The organism is Virgibacillus sp. GM2-2 (assembly GCF_055329585.1).
On record NZ_JBUZWC010000016.1, the window covers coordinates 54,677 to 71,291 of the forward strand.

Genomic DNA, 16,615 nt, shown 5'->3' on the forward strand with positions numbered 1-16,615 from the left:
GGCTCACCAGCCACCCTAAGGTGCGCGAAGTATATTTCCGGAGCGGTTTTTTACACCATTTTAAATTATAGTTCAGATTCTCTTTGATAAAATTACTTTTATTCTAGCCTCTTTAAATCAAATCAAACTCCAGTTTATTATCATTCGTAAAGGTTATTTTACTATTTTGTAATGGAAATTGATTTTTATTTAGTTTTCTGGGCTTTAATTGATAGATTTTCGTGAAAGTCTCTTTATCTATTCCACCAACGTTTATTTGTCTGATTGTTTGTGTATTCAATAAGCTAGTGTCTGGATATGCCTCTCTAGGATTCTCCCATTCGATCAAAAATGGTAGAACCTCAGTTTCGTAATTATATGTTGGAAAAAGCATTCTCCACTTCAACACAGATCCATCCGGCTTCTCACGCTTTGCAGAAATTGGACCATTAAAAGGTATGTTGTTTTCTTCAAAATGTGCAATAAATTTGTCCATTTGATTGGTCCTAAGTGCAAACTGAAATGGACCGACATCCTTCTTATTTAAAACATGCATGAGATGTTTGACTAATAGATTATCTGCTTTATTTGATTTATCGTTATCAAAGCTCCCTAGCCATTCTATATAACTATCATTTGAAAAATAAGACAAATAATTATAGGTACCCCAATCGTTGTGTTGGCCACCCTTAACCGATTTTATTGTGAATTGATTTCCATAAACGGCACTCAATTCTTCAGCGTTAGTAGCAGCAACCACCACATGATCAAGTGCTAACATTACGCATCACTCCTTAAATGTAAACTCATTTAGCCAAAATCATTGGATGTAAGGCGTTTATCAATCCACTAATTTTATACCATACCCGTCCTGAAAAATTATAATCCAGATACGTTTCTATATATTATCGTTTGCTGGCACAAAATATGCAACACATCTGTTTTTAGAATTGCTCGGCATTCACCTCGTCCTTAATAGAAAATACTGAAGTATTCCTTGCAAGGTCTAGCCTAATTTATGCTTTCTGACGTTATTAGAAAACCCAGTTTATCGCCAGGTCTTAATGGTAAAAATTTCCCTTTATCGTATGCCGATACCCTTAAAACGTATACTTCCCTATCAGTTTAAAAAGAGTGTCCTATTCGTCTAAGGCCACTGAAAAAGTTAGATATATCACAAAATATGCGAATCTATCATCGCATCTTGAATATACTGCGCTTTCCGCGGGCGAGTGTCGAGCCTCCGCGGACTGTCGTCCTGCGGGGTCTCACCGATCTCTTACTTCCCGCAGGACAAGGAATGCTTCCCTGAAAAGACATCGCACGCAGAAAAAGCGATTTTCTTTTTCAAGGAGTCTCCGTATATTCAAGATGCTAAGTTAAGATGAAAGGTAAAAATTTTAAAATCCACCACTTTTTCAGTGTCCTATTCGTCTAACAGTGTTTTCAGTGGTATAGTACAATTAAATTAGATGAAAAAGTAGGTGAACAGATTGAATCAACCAGCTATTTTGATTGTGGAAGATGAGCAAAAGCTGTGTCGGGTTTTACAGTTGGAATTGGAGTATGAAAATTATCAAACACAAATCGCAATGAACGGAAAAGAAGCATTAAGATTACTAGAAACCAAACATTGGGATCTTGTACTGCTGGATATTATGCTACCTGAAATGAGTGGTTTAGAATTATTGCGTAAAGTTAGACGGACCGACCAAGAAACGCCAATCATTCTATTGACTGCACGTGATCAAATTCATGATAAAGTGAGTGGCCTGGACTTAGGAGCTAATGACTATGTGACGAAGCCATTCCAAATTGAAGAGCTTCTAGCACGAATTCGGGTTCATTTAAGGCAGCAACTCGATCGGAATGAATTACTAGTTGGAGATTTAACAGTTGATCTAAATACAAGACAGATTAAACGAGATACTATGGATATTGAATTGACTCCACGAGAATATGATTTACTAATTTATCTTTTACAAAACAAAAACATTGTTCTCACCCGAGAACAATTAATTGATAAAGTATGGGGCTACGATTATTTAGGAGACACCAATGTAATTGATGTGTATGTTCGCTATCTTCGTCAAAAGATCGACAAACCATTTGAAACGAAGTACATCCAAACAGTTCGCGGGGTAGGCTATATGATAAAGGACCAAGTCAAATGAAGTTACGAACAAAAATTCAATTGTTTTCAAGTGTAATCATGTTGGTGTTTATATTACTTATTAATGCCTCTATTTACTATTTTTTCTATAAAACATCAGCTGAAAATGAATTAGAACAACTAGATTCCCAAATGGAAACAATTATTAGTACTATAAATGCTAATCCAGACATTGCAAAGAATAAATTATTGCGGGCATATGTACCGAATGACGGAATGATTCGAGTAATCGATAGTAGTAACAATATCCTAATTACAGTAACAAAACATAGTGAATACACAAAGCTTCCGATTGAATTCACGAATGAGGAAATTCATACAATCGAATCTATTGAAAAACAAGCAGATGCAGCAGTTGTCGCTCAACCTGTGATATGGGGTAACGGAAATGTCGTCACTTTGCAGGTAGCAAAATATTTAACTGGTTTAGAAAATACCATGCAAACGTTACTTTATGTGGTAATTGCCGCATCCATCATTATGCTTTTACCAACGCTTTTGGCTGGAAGGATTTTAAGTCGGTTTATTTTAAAGCCTATCCAAGCACTAATTCAAACGATGGAAACGAATAAGAAAAATGATGAGTGGTATAAAATACCTGTGCGTAGCCATTCAAAAGATGAACTGTACCAAATGGAGCGAACCTTCAACGAAATGATTGATCATCTGCGTGTGAGTTTTGCGAAACAAGAACAATTTGTTTCAGATGCTTCGCATGAATTAAAAACTCCAATTGCAATTGTTAAAAGCTATGCACAACTATTGGAAAGACGAGGCAGGGAACGTCCGGAAATTTATCAGGAGTCCATTCATGCAATTGAAACGGAAGCGGACAGGATGCAATATTTAGTGGAACAGCTACTTTTTCTTGCAAAAAGTAAACAGGAAACAGCGTTTACGAATGTTGATATCACCAATTTATGTGAAGATATTGTCTCTGTTTTCAAAGGTGCTTACGAACGATTGATTCGTATTAATAATGAGTATGAAACTATACGTGTGCATGCAAATGAAGGTCAGCTAAGACAGGTCATTTATATTCTGTTAGAAAACGCATGCAAATATAGCGATGATGAAATTATTTTGACAATCGATACAGATGAAGAGAACGTTTTAATAAAGGTACAAGACTTCGGACAAGGAATACCTGCAGAGGAACAAGACAAGATTTTCGATCGTTTTTATCGGATTGACAAGGCGAGAAGCAGGGATAATGGTGGAACGGGCCTCGGACTCGCAATTGCCAAATCGATTGTCGCATCACATGAAGGTGAATTATTTGTATCAAGTAAATGGAATGAAGGAAGCACATTTACTGTCAAACTTCCAATTGTGAAAGAACATTAATTGTTTTCTCATCAAATTCTAATCTTCTTCACATTATTCTTTCATTCGGAGAGGATATGATAGTAGCAAGAAGAAAATTAGGAGGGAATAAGATGAATAAAAAGAAAAAGTTCACAGTAGGGGCGATTATTATTGCTTCTGTACTTGGAATCGGAGTTTATCAAGCGGCAGCTTCACAGGCAGAGGAAACACTATCAACTGATGAGGTAAGGAAATTAATTGCCGATCAATATCCTGGAAAAGTTACCGAATTAGAATTGGAAAAGGAGCAAGGAAACGCTGTATATGAGGTGGAAATTTTAGGTGAAGATAAAAAGTATGATTTAAAGCTTGATGGAAGTAGTGGAAAAGTTCTTCATTTAAAAGAAAAACCAGTAACAAAACAGGACGAGAAAACGAACGATAATCAGGCTAACAACCAAAACAGTGATAACAAAGTTAATACTGAACAGAACGGTAAAAAATCTTCGGATAAAGTAGTTATTGAAGCAAAAAAAGCGGAAGAAATTGCGTTAAAAGAATTTGATGGAAAAATAACTAGTATTGACTTAGATGAAGATGATGGCCACTTGCGGTATGAAATCGAAATCCGTTCTGATAAAAAAGAAGCAGACGTTGAAATTGACGCTTATACAGGAGAAGTAGTCATTGTGTCCATCGAAGAAGATGATGACAAAGATGATAAAGATGACGACAATGACGATAGTGACGAAGATAAAAATGACGGTGATGATGACAAAAATGAAGAAGATTAGTACGAAAGCCCAGATGAAATCTGGGCTTTTACTATTTTATTACTTGGAAATTTTTTGTTACGGTTGCTTCTACGGTAGGATGTTTTTCAAAATAGCGATGGATTAACTCCACCGTATCCTTTTGTACTTCTTTTACTATTGGTTTATTTTTGAACATATTATAATTGCCGCCACCGTTTGCACGATAATTATTTAATACCACTTTATACGTTCTACCAAGTTCAAGTGGCTTACCGTTTTTAGATACATGTTCAATCCTTGACCCAACTGGATTTTCAACATTTATTGTATAGTCAATACCTTCCCACATATCGTAATTATAATGTTGTGGTTTTGGTATACTAAACTCTGGGTTTACGTCAATCTCATCATCATTGTTTAGCATAAAATAAGAAGCGGTTTTTTCAAGTGCAGCAATAATGTCTGCGCCTGTTAGTTCTAAGACGACTAATGTGTTCGGATACATGTAATTAGCTACTACGTCACGCATTGTCACAACTGGACCAAAACCGCTGGATGTATTATTAAGTAATGAAGTAACTGAAATATCAACATCTGTGGCATCCATTTGAACTTTATGGATAAATTCAATAAAAGAATGTTTTTCCATACGAACGTTGAACGGGTCGGTAATTGTCATATCACCATCAATATATCCAATAGGCTGATCAAGCCATTGTTGGGTAGAGTTTTCTAATGCCTCCATATAGGTCATTACTTCAAGGTCAGCTGGGACGTTAACCAAATCATGTACAGCGGCATGTTTAGAATCGATTTGCCAATTATTTACACCTTTAGTCAGGTGCACGTCAATCTGGCCATAGTTTCTGCCATTAAATCCTGGTTGAACGACTAGTACGCCATTAATCATACCAGTAAGTATTCGATGTTGATGACCAGTCAACAATATATCAATGCCATCTATCTCCTGACACATTTGATATCCTTGATTTTCCCCTGTCAATGCCTCCGTTGCTTCACCTGTCTCAATGTCACGTTCAAATCCACCATGATAAGAAGCGATAACTAGGTCTGGTTTTTCAGTATTTCGAACATAGGTAACCCAATCCTGTAAAGATTCTAGTGCATGTTGGAATGAAATGCCTTTTATGTGAGCTGGGGCCTCCCAATTTGGAATGTAATGGGTGGTTACCCCGATTACCGCTACCTTAATACCATTTTCCAATTCCTTCGTATAATAAGGTTGTCCAAAGAAAGGCTTGTTAGTTGTCTGGTTTATAATATTTGCAGATAGCCATGGAAAATTTGATTGGTTTACAGCGTTTTGTAAAACTTCTATTCCGAAGTTAAATTCATGATTACCGATGACACCTGCTTCAACTCCAATTCGATTCATAATACCGATCATTGGATTTTCTTTTGTGCGATGTTCTTTAATATAATGCGTCATAAGCGGTGTGCCTTGTATCACATCTCCATTATCTAGTACAAGTAGGTCGTTATTCTTTTCCTTAGCCTGTTTAACCACTGTTGCATATTTTGCAAGACCAATATTATCTGCTTTATTAGTACCATAAAGAATTGGTAATGCATTTCCATGAACATCACTCGTATATAAAATAGTTAATTTTGCCTTATTCATATGTAATACTCCTAGCTCTATTCGTTTATTTAATGACCCTATAATTTTCGTGGTTGAAATAAAATGCGAACTAAAGAAAACTCATGCCATTAGTAATAGCAACGTTGATTTCCGCTACGGTCAAGACAAGGAAGTAACATTCTTGAGCGTACTGGAATGATTACATGCACGCAGGATGACAGCTAGCGGACACACGATTCCTTATTTGGGTAAAATAAGGGTAAATGCGATTGTTATCGGACTCAGGATTCCTTATTTGGGTAAAAACAGTTAAAAATCATGTTTTTTAATTGAATTAGGTATCGTGTGTCCGATAATTCTCAAAATAACGCTAAAAAAGGCAAATAAGGCATCCTCTGTCCGATATCAAGCGGCGCCCTAGAAGTGGGTGGTCCAGCGCAAACCCCGCGGAAAGCGAAATGTTTTCCGTAGCGGTAATTTACCTTCTACCTAGTTCGCAGTTTACTTCTATTCTCTGAAAACTAAAACTGAACTAAAATAATAAGAAAACGAAAAAGAAGGGGATCTTCCATTTCGTTTACTATCAATCTTATACAATTTTACGGCGAATTCTAGCTGATATAAAGTCAATGATTGTAACAACAATGACAATAGCTAAAAGGATAAGTCCCATTTCGCTCCAGTTACGGTTATTAGCTGCGAAAATAATCATTGTACCGATACCGCCTGCACCTACGATACCAAGTATGGAGGATGCACGAACATCGATTTCAAAACGATAAATCGCATAGGATAAAAATTCAGGAATGATTTGCGGAAGTACACCATAGAAAAGCATCTGTACTTTATTTGCACCATTTGCTTCCATAGCTTCAACGACCTTCATATCAATTGACTCAACCACTTCAGAATATAGTTTTCCTAACATTCCAGTAGATCCAATCGCAATAGCGAGTACACCGGCAAACGCATTCGGTCCAACTGCTACTACGAATAAAATCGCTAAAATAATATCCGGAAATGCACGGACTGCAGATAGGATCCATTTACCAACAGAAGAGAAAATTTTACTGCGTGACATGTTTTTGGCCGCTAAAAAACCGAGCGGAATTGCAAGGATGGCCGCCATAAAAGATCCAGCAAATGCGATAAAAACAGTTTCAATAATTTTCATCGTAACCTCACCTGTTGCTGCCCAATCGGGATTAAACAATAGGGGGATAATAATTCCAAAGTTACTTATAGCACGTTCAACCGCACGAGCCCAATCAATATCGATTCCAACGAATGTCCATACATATAAGGCGATAACTGCTAGTATGATGACAACTTTTTTAATTCTTTTTAATCCTGATTGAGCTTTTTTTGGAGGTAATGAATAAGTTTCCATTAAATTAATGCCTCCCTTAGTTTGTTACTTATATATTCAATGATTAGAACAACAACGAAAATGAGAATGATGATAGCCATTACGTTCGGATAATTGTAAAACTTTAATTGCTGGTCCAATATTAATCCGATACCACCTGCACCAACTAAACCAAGAACGACTGATGCACGAATGTTTATTTCGAATACATACAAAACAAATGAAGTAAACTGTGGTAAGACTTGTGGTACTAGCCCATAAAAAATTACTTGAAGAACGCCACCACCTGAAGCACGCATGGCTTCTAATGGATTCATATCAACTGATTCAATCGTTTCACTAATAAGCTTTGCTAAAATACCTAATGAAAAAACAATGAGCGCTATAATACCTGGAAATAATCCAACACCGAATAATCCTACGAAAATTACCGCAAGTACCAGATCAGGAATGGTTCGTAATATATTCAACAACGTACGAGTAGTCAGATAGAGAGGTTTTATTGTTGTTATATTTTGCGCTGATAAAAGTGCTAACGGTACTGTTAGAATAGCAGCTATAGTTGTTGCAATAATCGCCATCTGTATGGTTTGTGCCATTGAATCCCATACTGCTGGAATTACACTCATATTAGGCGGAAAAAACTTCGCCATTACATCTAATACATTGCCAAGTGCATTACCAAATCCACCAACCATTTTTTCTTGGGTCCAGATCATACTAAATAGATAAAAACCTAATACAACAATTAATATAGTAGTAATTTGGACCTTTGTTTTAACCGGAAATACAGAAGGTGTTTTTTGTAACGTTTTAGAGCTTGATTGTTTGGTCACGATTCTTTTGCACCTCCGCGCAAGTCATCCTCACGAATAGCACGACCATATATTTCTTCAAACGTTTTATCGGTCACTTCAGAAACAGGCCCATCAAAGACTACTTCACCGGCACGCATTCCAATAATGCGATCAGCGTATTCCATTGCCATGTCAATAAAGTGAAGGTTAACGATTGTTGTGATATTATCTTCTTTATTGATTTTCTTTAGATACGTCATCACCTGATGGGATGTTGGTGGGTCTAATGAAGCTACTGGTTCATCGGCAAGTATATAATTAGGCTTTTGAGTTAACACACGTGCGATACTAACACGCTGTTGTTGTCCTCCACTAAGTTCGTCAGCTCTGTTATATAATTTTTCTTCGATATTTACTCGTTTTAAGCTCTCGTATGCAAGTCCAATATCTTCTTTTTTATATAAATTCAGGATAGATCGCAACGTGCTTGTATGACCTAATCGTCCAGCAAGTACATTTTTCAAGACATTTGATCGCTTTACTAGATTATAGTTTTGGAAAATCATACCTATTTTCGTACGAAGCTTTCGTAATTGTGAACCACGGTAGGAGAGGATATCCTCATTGTCTATCAGAAGGGATCCAGATGTAGGCGTGACCAAGCGATTGATACTACGAATGAACGTTGATTTACCCGCTCCAGAAAGACCAACGATTACAACAAACTCACCATCTTTAATGGTTGTATTAATATTTTTTAGCCCTTCTGTTCCATTAGGATAGACTAGGCTTACGTCTTTAAATTCAATCATAATAAGTGTTTCCCCCATTATAGTTATAATTGCAAATATCGCCAGGATTTAATAGCAAAAGCCTTTAGTTGCCCTTATACTGATATCCTTATAGTGAAAAAAAGGGAGAGATATACACCTCCCCCTTCTGTAAATGTGAATATTAATCGAACTAGTTATTACAATTCAATGTTATCTTTAAATTTCTTATACGTATCTTTAACTACTTTATATTCTTCGGCAGTAGCTTCATCGATTGCATCCCAGTTATATACTTCGTTCATAATTTTAATCATTTCTTCGTCTTCATTAAATGAAAGGAAGATCTCTTTAATTTTTTGAACAAGTTCGTCGTCAAGTTCTTTTGTAACAGAAATTGTGTCATTTGGAATATCTTGTGTATATTCAATTACTTTTAATTCTTTCATAATGTTTGGATGTTCTTTCTCTAATTCTGTACGAACATCATCAAAAGTAGTTGCAACATCTGCATCGCCTTCTAGTACTGCTAGTGCTGCAGTGTCATGACCGCCTGCTTGAATAGTGTTTGAGAAGAATTCAGTTTCAAGCTGTGGTGCGCTATCATAACCAAACTTTTGCATCATTTGATTTGCAGGGAAAAGATATCCAGAAGTGGATCCTTTGTCTGCATATGCCCAAATTTTGCCTTCTAAATCTTCTAGCGTATCGATACCAGAATCAGTACGAACTAAGTATTGTGCTTTATATGTTCCTGATCCATAGCGGATTGACTTTAAAATTACTTCTGCACCGTATTGTTCATTTGCAAGAACATAACCAAATGCTGGGATAAATCCAACATGAACTTGGTTAGCTCCCATACCCTCTACAAGTGCATTATAGCTAGTCATTACTTGTCCTTTAACTTCAATACCAAGCTCTTCTGATAGACGATCTGCTAATGGCTTTACTGTATCAGCAATTGTATCGGAATCCTGAGATGGTACAAATCCGATAACTAGTGTATCAGGCTTAACGCTACCTTCTTTGCTGTCGCCACTCTTAGCATCTCCTTCTTCAGAGCTACCACATGCCGCAAGTACGAAAGCTAAACATAATACAAGCAACAAACTATAAATTTTCTTCATCTTGACCCTCCTGTGTAATTAGAAAATTATAATTCCTTCTTTATTATTAAATAACATTTCAACCAAAAATGCTAGCTAATTTTTTTAAATTTACATCAAATTAACGATAAAAATATTTTTTTGTCACAAATTGTATAACATAATCGATAATAAGTATGTAATATTAGTGCCGTGTTATACGTTTAAATAGGTTTTTTTGAGTAAAATAAAAGGAATAGTTAATGTAGTAGAAAGAGGAGGAAATAATATGGTTCAGTATGCAAGTGGTCTATTTTTATATAATAGTAATGCTGGAAGCGATGACTTGGAGCAGAAGCTTGCGCAAGCATTACCAACAGTTACCAAATCCATTAAAAAATTATCTATTATTCAAACAGAAACAATTGAGGAGGCAAAAAATACATGTGTAGAATATGCTGACTCAGTTGATATCATTGTCATTTTGGGCGGAGACGGAACCATTCATGAATGTGTCAACAGCATCGCGACGCTCGAGAAAAGACCTATTATCGGCATTTTACCAGGTGGGACGTGTAACGATTTTAGTCGAATGTTAGGTACATCCCAAAACCTAGAGCTTGCTGCTGAAGGAATTGCTCAAGGAGAGATTGTGGAAATTGACCTTGGGAAAGCAGATAATCACTACTTTTTAAACTTCTGGGGAATTGGTTTTGTATCAGAAGCTTCATTAAATGTTGACCCAGATCAGAAAAAGAGCTTCGGTGTTCTTAGTTACTATATGAGTACGTTACGTACGGTTAACCAAGCCGAGACGTTTACATACCATATTAAAACCGAAAATGATTTATATAAAGGTGAAGCTGTACTTATTCTTGTGCTAAACGGTAGATTTATGGGAACAAAAGAATTGCCGATTACAACTGCAGATCCAAGTGATGGGAAAATGGATGTCTTAATTGTCAAATCATCAAATCTCGCTTCATTTCGCGAATTTTTATCCATGAACAAACCAACTACTGACACGGACCAACTCTCAGAAGTTATTCATTTTCAGGCAGAAACAATTGAAATTGAAACGGATGAACCAAAGGAGATCGACATGGACGGAGAAGTCGGGGGACATACACCAACAACCATAACAATTTTACCTAAACAGTTGCGAATGGTGAAAGGGACTGAAATTATTTAGTATTGTCGGAAGAGGGATGAGTGATTTGGTAAGTAGTGTAGTAGTTAAAATAAAGCGTTTTATAAAAAGAAAAGACGCCGACAATAATGTTAAACCATGGATTAGATGGTATTCGAGAATTGGCTTTTCTGCTAAAGGCTCCGTGTACATATTAATCGGTCTTCTTTCCATGATGACAGCAGTCGGAATTGGTAAGAAAAATGGACAACAGGGGGCAATTGCTTCGATTGCTAGTAAGCCGTTTGGCGAAATTATTTTATGGTTGCTAATTTTAGGCTTAACAGGCTATTTAACGTGGTTAATCACACAAGTTATTATTGAACCAGATCACAATGGATCGGTTTTAAAAGGATTTTTTATTCGTCTAGGTTATTTTTTTGCTGCGTCGTTTTATGTTGGCTTAGGAATTAAATTTTCCTATATTGCTATTCATTCTGGTGATTCAGGGCATTCCACACAGTTTTGGATGGGGAAGATTTTGGATACTACTATTGGACGGTTGGTTGTTGGAGCAACGGGAGTTGGCATCTTAGTATTTGCAATTATTCAAGTAATAATTGGAGTTACAGGAACATATACGAGAAAGTTAAAAACGACTCACATCAAACCAAGAGTATGGTTGCTTATCAAGCAAATTGGTAGAGTTGGTTTCATTGCCCGAGGAATTATATTTGGCGTGTTGGGAGCATTTCTCGTGCATTCAGGCTGGACTTCTGAGAAAAGCCAGGCAACCGGGATCGACGGAGCATTAGCACAAATTGCTCAAGAACACTATGGTCAACTATTTCTTGGAGTCATTTCACTTGGGTTATTTTTCTATGGAATATTCGAGGTTCTAGAAGGAATAAACAGAAATATCAAGGTGAAATAAGACAACTATTTTGAAACTTTTACCAGCATTTACTCGTAAGTATAGTAATCTAGTATACGGGTGATATGAATGAAAACGTTGGAAGCAAACAATGTAAATGTAGAAATAGGCCATAAAAAGCTCCTTGAGAACATCTCATTTACGCTCGAAAGTGGTACCATTACAGCGTTAGTAGGGCACAATGGAGCAGGTAAATCTACATTAATGAAAACAATTCTTGGTATGATGAAAAAATCCTCAGGTAAGATAGTGATAAATGGAAAACACGATTTTGATGAAGATTTTTTGATGTGTAAACAAGCAATTTCTTATCTTCCAGAGGAACCGTTATTACTTACAGAATTAACGGTTATGCAGCATTTTCAGTTATATGGAATGAGCTATGGTTTAGAAGAGGCAGAATTGTTAAAGCGAACAGAAAACTATGTGCGAAATTTTGAACTGCAAGATAAACTCAATGAATATCCCGAATCATTATCTAAAGGGATGAGGCAAAAGGTGCAAACCATATGTGCGTTACTTCCAGATACACCGATTATCTTGATTGACGAACCTTATATGGGATTGGATATTTATGCAGTTGATTACTTTGAAGAGGTAATGAAGAAAAAGGTTAAACAAGGTACGAGTATATTCATAACGACACACCAACTTGAACGGATCAAACATATTGCTGACAAGTATATCATGCTACAGCATGGAAAGGTGCTAGATGAAGGTTCGATTAATGACTTTGAAACCATTCAGAGGAGATCTGAAGAATGAGTAAGTATACGTCAATTATTCGACCTTTCGTATTCATCAGACGAAACCGATTCCGTAAAAAAATGGCGTTCTACAAAATGGCTATTCGACTCATGGTTGATTTAACAACGGCAATTTATCTCTTGCTGGTAGGTGGATACGTAATAGCAAGTCTTTTCATTATGGGTGACGTAATGGAAAGGTATCAACATTACTTTGAATTTGCAGAAAATCAAGCCATCAACCGTTATTGGTTGTTCGTTTGTATTGTTCCCTTACGATATATTACTCGTTCTTTTACCAATCCAGGAATCATTTTTTCAAGTTCAGAATATCAGCTTGGAAGTTTACCATTTGCTAGAGAAAAGGTTTGGTTACTTAGTGTAGCAGAAAAGTGGGCAAAACGGCTGGTTTCTTACATAATAATAGGACTACTACTAATTGCTATAACTCCAATAGCTAGTCGCGTTGTAATTGCTTATATGTTAATGTTTTTCATCATGGATTTATTGATGACTGTACCACAATGGTTGCTTTTTCAAGGGGGAATTTTGAAAAAGCTAGGCTGGACTTGTGTTAGTATAGTACTACTAATTATTGCACTTTTAACAAACCCCTTAATAGTAAGTTTAATGTTGACGATCAGTATACTAATAGTAAATTTTTCATTATATCGTTTCGTTTTTCAATCCGTGCATTGGGGGAAAGTAACAGAAGTAAGTGATTTCAAAATATGGAACATGTGGTTAATTGGAAAGGCAACAAACTCAAAATTTAAGCGTCAAAAAAAGCATGGATTATTTCACAACTCAACGGGTCAAAAGAAACCTTTCCTATACCAATCAAAATACATTCAACATCGCTTATGGAGAATTTACTTTAGAAAAAATATGGACCTTATTCTTCAAGTAATCGGTGCTTTATTTATATTGCTTCTCGTATTGTTGTTCGCCTCTCATTTGGCATTTCATATCGGGGTGGCAATTGCGATTTATGTTTACACATCGATTGCAGCGTCGTTCTTTTGCGATCGTTTCCAAACCGACATTGTAGAGGTCTTACCATGGGATCTAAAACGTTATCAACAGTCGTTTTTAAAATGGATAGCATATGGTAGTGTGTCCATTATAATTCCAATTGTTATTTTTACAGTAATACATGGAACCATTTGGTCAATTGTACAACTTCTCTTCTACACAAGCACATTTTTATTTATGTATCGGATAAAAATTAACAAAGCGATAGCAGTCTTATCTAAGCAAACAGGTTACTTTGACCCCAACAGTTTACTTGGTTGGTTGTTTCTAATCCTTATTGCAGTAAGCGGGTTATATCCATTTATATCACTAAGCTTCATTATTGTAAGTGGGATATTACTGTTATCTCGCACTATCGAGCAAAAAAGCTGATAGCGACAGCATTAATGCAGCAATATTTAAAATTAAATAAAGCACGTCGCCAGTGTATTTCAGGGATGGTAGTACCAACCAAAAATAAGACTTATAAATAGCCCAAATGGGGGGAGTTAAATGAATAAGGAAAATAGTACTTTTTCTCTTAAAAAAGAGGATCCGTCGTTAAAGCTATTCGTAGTTTTGTCCAAGACCTATCGAGCAATGATGGATGAAGTTGCTAACGACATGCGATCCAATGGGCTAACCTTAACAGACTTTGCAGTTTTAGAAGTGCTTTATCATCGCGGGGAACAATCCTTGCAAAAAATAGGAGAAAAAATCTTACTTACAAGTGGAAGTATTACATATGTCATTAACAAACTAGAAAAAAAAGGCTACCTTTATCGCCAAACTTCTCCGCGTGATGGGCGCGTCACCTTTGCATACATTTCAGAAAAAGGTATAGCTTTAATGGATGCGATATTTCCGGACCATTGGAGAAAGATTGAAGATATACTGAAAGGTTTAAATGACGACGAAAAAACCCAAGCAACTACTCTTCTAAAGAAGCTTGGTAAAACAATAAAAAAATAACGCTTATTAACACGTCTTGTTGCGAGATGTGTTTTCTTTTTCTCCTTTGATAGGAGATATTTTTAATAACGTCAGTATAAATTATGGTAGACCTTATAAGAAAAACTACAGCATTCGCTATTAAGGAGGAGGCGATTGTCGAGTTAAAAATAAGCTGTCTTATAGCGATATGCAACGCATTAGTAATATTTCTGTAATGTTTTTATAATAATTGCGTTTAACATCATGTATATAGGGAATAAATTTTATACGAATATTATTGGGAGGGAACACCGATGAACCAACATACTGTAACAATTTATACTAGCAAAAATTGTTCAGAGTGCGAGAAATTACGAGAAAAATTGAGTTCATGGGGCATAAAATATACAGAAAAGAATATTACAAATAACATGGGTAACTTAAAGGAATTACAGAATAAAGGAATCTATGGAACCCCTGCAACTTTTATTGATGATCAGCCGATATTAGGTTTACAAGAAAATAAATTAAAATATGAATTGGGTATAGGAAACAGTAATGTATCGTACTTTCGGGACTTTTATGAGGGGTATGAAACGAACAACAGGTAATAGGTTAACTCTGTACACACCTTGGCACAACTTTTCTTAGGGTTGCATATTCTAGTTAGTAGCATGAGTATGTAAAAGAGGTGTGTAAAATGTTTCAACGTCGTCCAAATTATCATCAACGATCTTTTAACGGCAATCCTTATTTTTCCCAGCAGTCACCCTATTGGGACCATCCACATCAACCGACGCCCAGACCACCTTATAAGCCTACAGCATTTCAGTATTATGCGAAACCGAAACAACCAGCTAATTGGCATACATTCTCACCACCGAATACATTCCACTATGGACCAAACGAACAACAGGTTTCAAATGGTTTTTTGAATTACTTTCAGGATAAAGATGGGCAAATGGATTTTGATAAAATGTTCTCAACTGTTGGGCAAATAGCAAATACGTTTCAGCAAGTATCACCAATGGTAAAGCAATTTGGGTCCATTATGAAAAATTTCAAATAAAAAATTACAACTCAAAGCTAGACATGGAAAAGCGGATGTTGAATGAATCATCGGCTTTTTTCCACTTTAATTAAACACTTTTCGCTAACAAAAAGATACGTAATGCTAAATTGCAAATAAAAGCCATTGTTGGGAACAGAAATTCCATTTCATCTGTAATAGCTTGTACAAAAATCGGGTAATTAATAAGTATAGACGAGAGGAGGAAATGTATGATTGCCTGCTTACTTATCCATGGATTTACTGGAGGACCTTATGAGATTGAACCACTTTCGAATTTTTTAAAAGAAGAGACTACATGGCACATAGAAGTTCCAACACTTCCTGGTCATGGCAGGAAACTCTCACTTGAAAATGTGTCACACAAAAAGTGGATTACTGCTGCAGAGAATTCGTTAAAGCAGTTATTGCAAAAATACGACGAAGTATACTTAATTGGCTTTTCAATGGGTGGCATGATTGCATCCTATCTTGCTGCAAAATATAAGGTAGATAAACTTGTTTTATTAGCCTCTGCTAGGAAGTACCTATCATTAAAACAAATATTTTTTGATATTCGACAAGTATTCGGTGATGGCCTGAGAGGCAACATTAAAAAGAATAAATTGTACATTCATTACAAAAAGAAGCTAGGCGCGGTACCGTTTAAAGCAAATCTAGAGTTTTTAAAGCTTGTTAAGTTCACTAAACCATATTTGAAAGAAATTGACTCCACCGTTTTAATTGCACAAGGACAAAAGGATGGAATGGTACCGTATAAAACAGCGTATTATCTAGACAAAGAAATCAATTCAGAGGAAAAAGAAGTAGTCTTTTTTGAACGCTCGAGACACCTTATTTGTCTAGGAGAAGATAAGGATACCTTAAATCAGATGGTATATAACTTTCTATCCAAACAAATAGCTCATCCTTAAAAAGGAGTGTTGCACCATATGCAAACTCCTTTAT

Annotated in this window: 17 protein-coding genes; 11 read left to right on the forward strand and 6 right to left on the reverse strand. The window is 36.1% G+C overall.

Translation table 11 applies throughout. From position 1 onward, the window contains the following. Nucleotides 1–112: 112 nt before the first annotated feature. Entirely contained in the window at nucleotides 113–760 is a 648-nt protein-coding gene (locus ACY9Z2_RS15790; RefSeq protein WP_463610623.1) for a VOC family protein, read from the reverse strand. 712 nt (nucleotides 761–1,472) lie between these two features. Here ACY9Z2_RS15790 and ACY9Z2_RS15795 point away from each other — a divergent pair. From ACY9Z2_RS15795 to ACY9Z2_RS15805, 3 genes are all read left to right on the forward strand, one after another. Further along, the gene (locus ACY9Z2_RS15795) at nucleotides 1,473–2,153 is read left to right on the forward strand and encodes a response regulator transcription factor (RefSeq protein WP_463610624.1); all 681 of its coding nucleotides are present in this window, start codon (nucleotides 1,473–1,475) and stop codon (nucleotides 2,151–2,153) included. Continuing rightward, nucleotides 2,150–3,499: a HAMP domain-containing sensor histidine kinase gene (locus tag ACY9Z2_RS15800; RefSeq protein WP_463610625.1), complete on the forward strand. Its 1,350-nt coding sequence runs from the start codon at nucleotides 2,150–2,152 to the stop codon at nucleotides 3,497–3,499. Before ACY9Z2_RS15795 ends, ACY9Z2_RS15800 begins: the two co-directional genes overlap by 4 nt. 92 nt (nucleotides 3,500–3,591) lie before the next feature. Further along, nucleotides 3,592–4,254 (forward strand): PepSY domain-containing protein, encoded by a 663-nt coding sequence (locus tag ACY9Z2_RS15805; protein ID WP_463610626.1) that lies wholly within the window; start codon nucleotides 3,592–3,594, stop codon nucleotides 4,252–4,254. A 31-nt stretch (nucleotides 4,255–4,285) separates the two neighbouring features. Here the strand turns inward: ACY9Z2_RS15805 and ACY9Z2_RS15810 are convergent, their stop codons facing one another. The 5 genes from ACY9Z2_RS15810 to phnD form a co-directional block, all read right to left on the reverse strand. Further along, nucleotides 4,286–5,857, reverse strand: a complete 1,572-nt coding sequence (locus ACY9Z2_RS15810; RefSeq protein ID WP_463610627.1) for a bifunctional metallophosphatase/5'-nucleotidase — start codon at nucleotides 5,855–5,857, stop codon at nucleotides 4,286–4,288. A 550-nt stretch (nucleotides 5,858–6,407) separates the two neighbouring features. Continuing rightward, nucleotides 6,408–7,208 (reverse strand): phosphonate ABC transporter, permease protein PhnE, encoded by an 801-nt coding sequence (gene phnE, locus ACY9Z2_RS15815; RefSeq protein WP_463610628.1) that lies wholly within the window; start codon nucleotides 7,206–7,208, stop codon nucleotides 6,408–6,410. Beyond that, nucleotides 7,208–8,026, reverse strand: coding sequence for a phosphonate ABC transporter, permease protein PhnE (phnE, locus tag ACY9Z2_RS15820; protein ID WP_463610665.1), 819 nt, complete (start codon nucleotides 8,024–8,026; stop codon nucleotides 7,208–7,210). The genes phnE (ACY9Z2_RS15815) and phnE (ACY9Z2_RS15820) overlap by 1 nt, the downstream gene beginning before the upstream one ends. After that, nucleotides 8,020–8,796 (reverse strand): phosphonate ABC transporter ATP-binding protein, encoded by a 777-nt coding sequence (gene phnC, locus ACY9Z2_RS15825; protein WP_463610629.1) that lies wholly within the window; start codon nucleotides 8,794–8,796, stop codon nucleotides 8,020–8,022. The genes phnE (ACY9Z2_RS15820) and phnC overlap by 7 nt, the downstream gene beginning before the upstream one ends. 158 nt (nucleotides 8,797–8,954) lie before the next feature. Beyond that, nucleotides 8,955–9,884, reverse strand: a complete 930-nt coding sequence (phnD, locus tag ACY9Z2_RS15830; protein ID WP_463610630.1) for a phosphate/phosphite/phosphonate ABC transporter substrate-binding protein — start codon at nucleotides 9,882–9,884, stop codon at nucleotides 8,955–8,957. Nucleotides 9,885–10,131: 247 nt separating this feature from the next. Here phnD and ACY9Z2_RS15835 point away from each other — a divergent pair, with 247 nt between their 5' ends. The 8 genes from ACY9Z2_RS15835 (at nucleotide 10,132) to ACY9Z2_RS15870 (ending at nucleotide 16,581) form a co-directional block, all read left to right on the forward strand. Continuing rightward, the gene (locus tag ACY9Z2_RS15835; RefSeq protein ID WP_463610631.1) at nucleotides 10,132–11,034 is read left to right on the forward strand and encodes a diacylglycerol/lipid kinase family protein; all 903 of its coding nucleotides are present in this window, start codon (nucleotides 10,132–10,134) and stop codon (nucleotides 11,032–11,034) included. Between the two features lie 16 nt (nucleotides 11,035–11,050). Continuing rightward, entirely contained in the window at nucleotides 11,051–11,905 is an 855-nt protein-coding gene (locus ACY9Z2_RS15840) for a DUF1206 domain-containing protein (RefSeq protein WP_463610632.1), read from the forward strand. 69 nt (nucleotides 11,906–11,974) lie between these two features. Continuing rightward, entirely contained in the window at nucleotides 11,975–12,670 is a 696-nt protein-coding gene (locus ACY9Z2_RS15845) for an ABC transporter ATP-binding protein (RefSeq protein WP_463610633.1), read from the forward strand. Then, nucleotides 12,667–14,058 carry a hypothetical protein gene (locus ACY9Z2_RS15850; RefSeq protein ID WP_463610634.1) on the forward strand — a complete coding sequence of 464 codons (1,392 nt, stop codon included), beginning with the start codon at nucleotides 12,667–12,669 and terminating at the stop codon, nucleotides 14,056–14,058. The genes ACY9Z2_RS15845 and ACY9Z2_RS15850 overlap by 4 nt, the downstream gene beginning before the upstream one ends. Before the next feature lie 120 nt (nucleotides 14,059–14,178). Continuing rightward, nucleotides 14,179–14,637, forward strand: coding sequence for a MarR family winged helix-turn-helix transcriptional regulator (locus ACY9Z2_RS15855; protein ID WP_463610635.1), 459 nt, complete (start codon nucleotides 14,179–14,181; stop codon nucleotides 14,635–14,637). Between the two features lie 275 nt (nucleotides 14,638–14,912). After that, the gene (locus tag ACY9Z2_RS15860; RefSeq protein WP_463610636.1) at nucleotides 14,913–15,209 is read left to right on the forward strand and encodes a glutaredoxin family protein; all 297 of its coding nucleotides are present in this window, start codon (nucleotides 14,913–14,915) and stop codon (nucleotides 15,207–15,209) included. 89 nt (nucleotides 15,210–15,298) lie between these two features. Then, nucleotides 15,299–15,667 carry a YppG family protein gene (locus ACY9Z2_RS15865; protein WP_463610637.1) on the forward strand — a complete coding sequence of 123 codons (369 nt, stop codon included), beginning with the start codon at nucleotides 15,299–15,301 and terminating at the stop codon, nucleotides 15,665–15,667. A 212-nt stretch (nucleotides 15,668–15,879) separates the two neighbouring features. After that, nucleotides 15,880–16,581: an alpha/beta hydrolase gene (locus ACY9Z2_RS15870; protein ID WP_463610638.1), complete on the forward strand. Its 702-nt coding sequence runs from the start codon at nucleotides 15,880–15,882 to the stop codon at nucleotides 16,579–16,581. The last annotated feature ends 34 nt before the right edge of the window (nucleotides 16,582–16,615 follow it).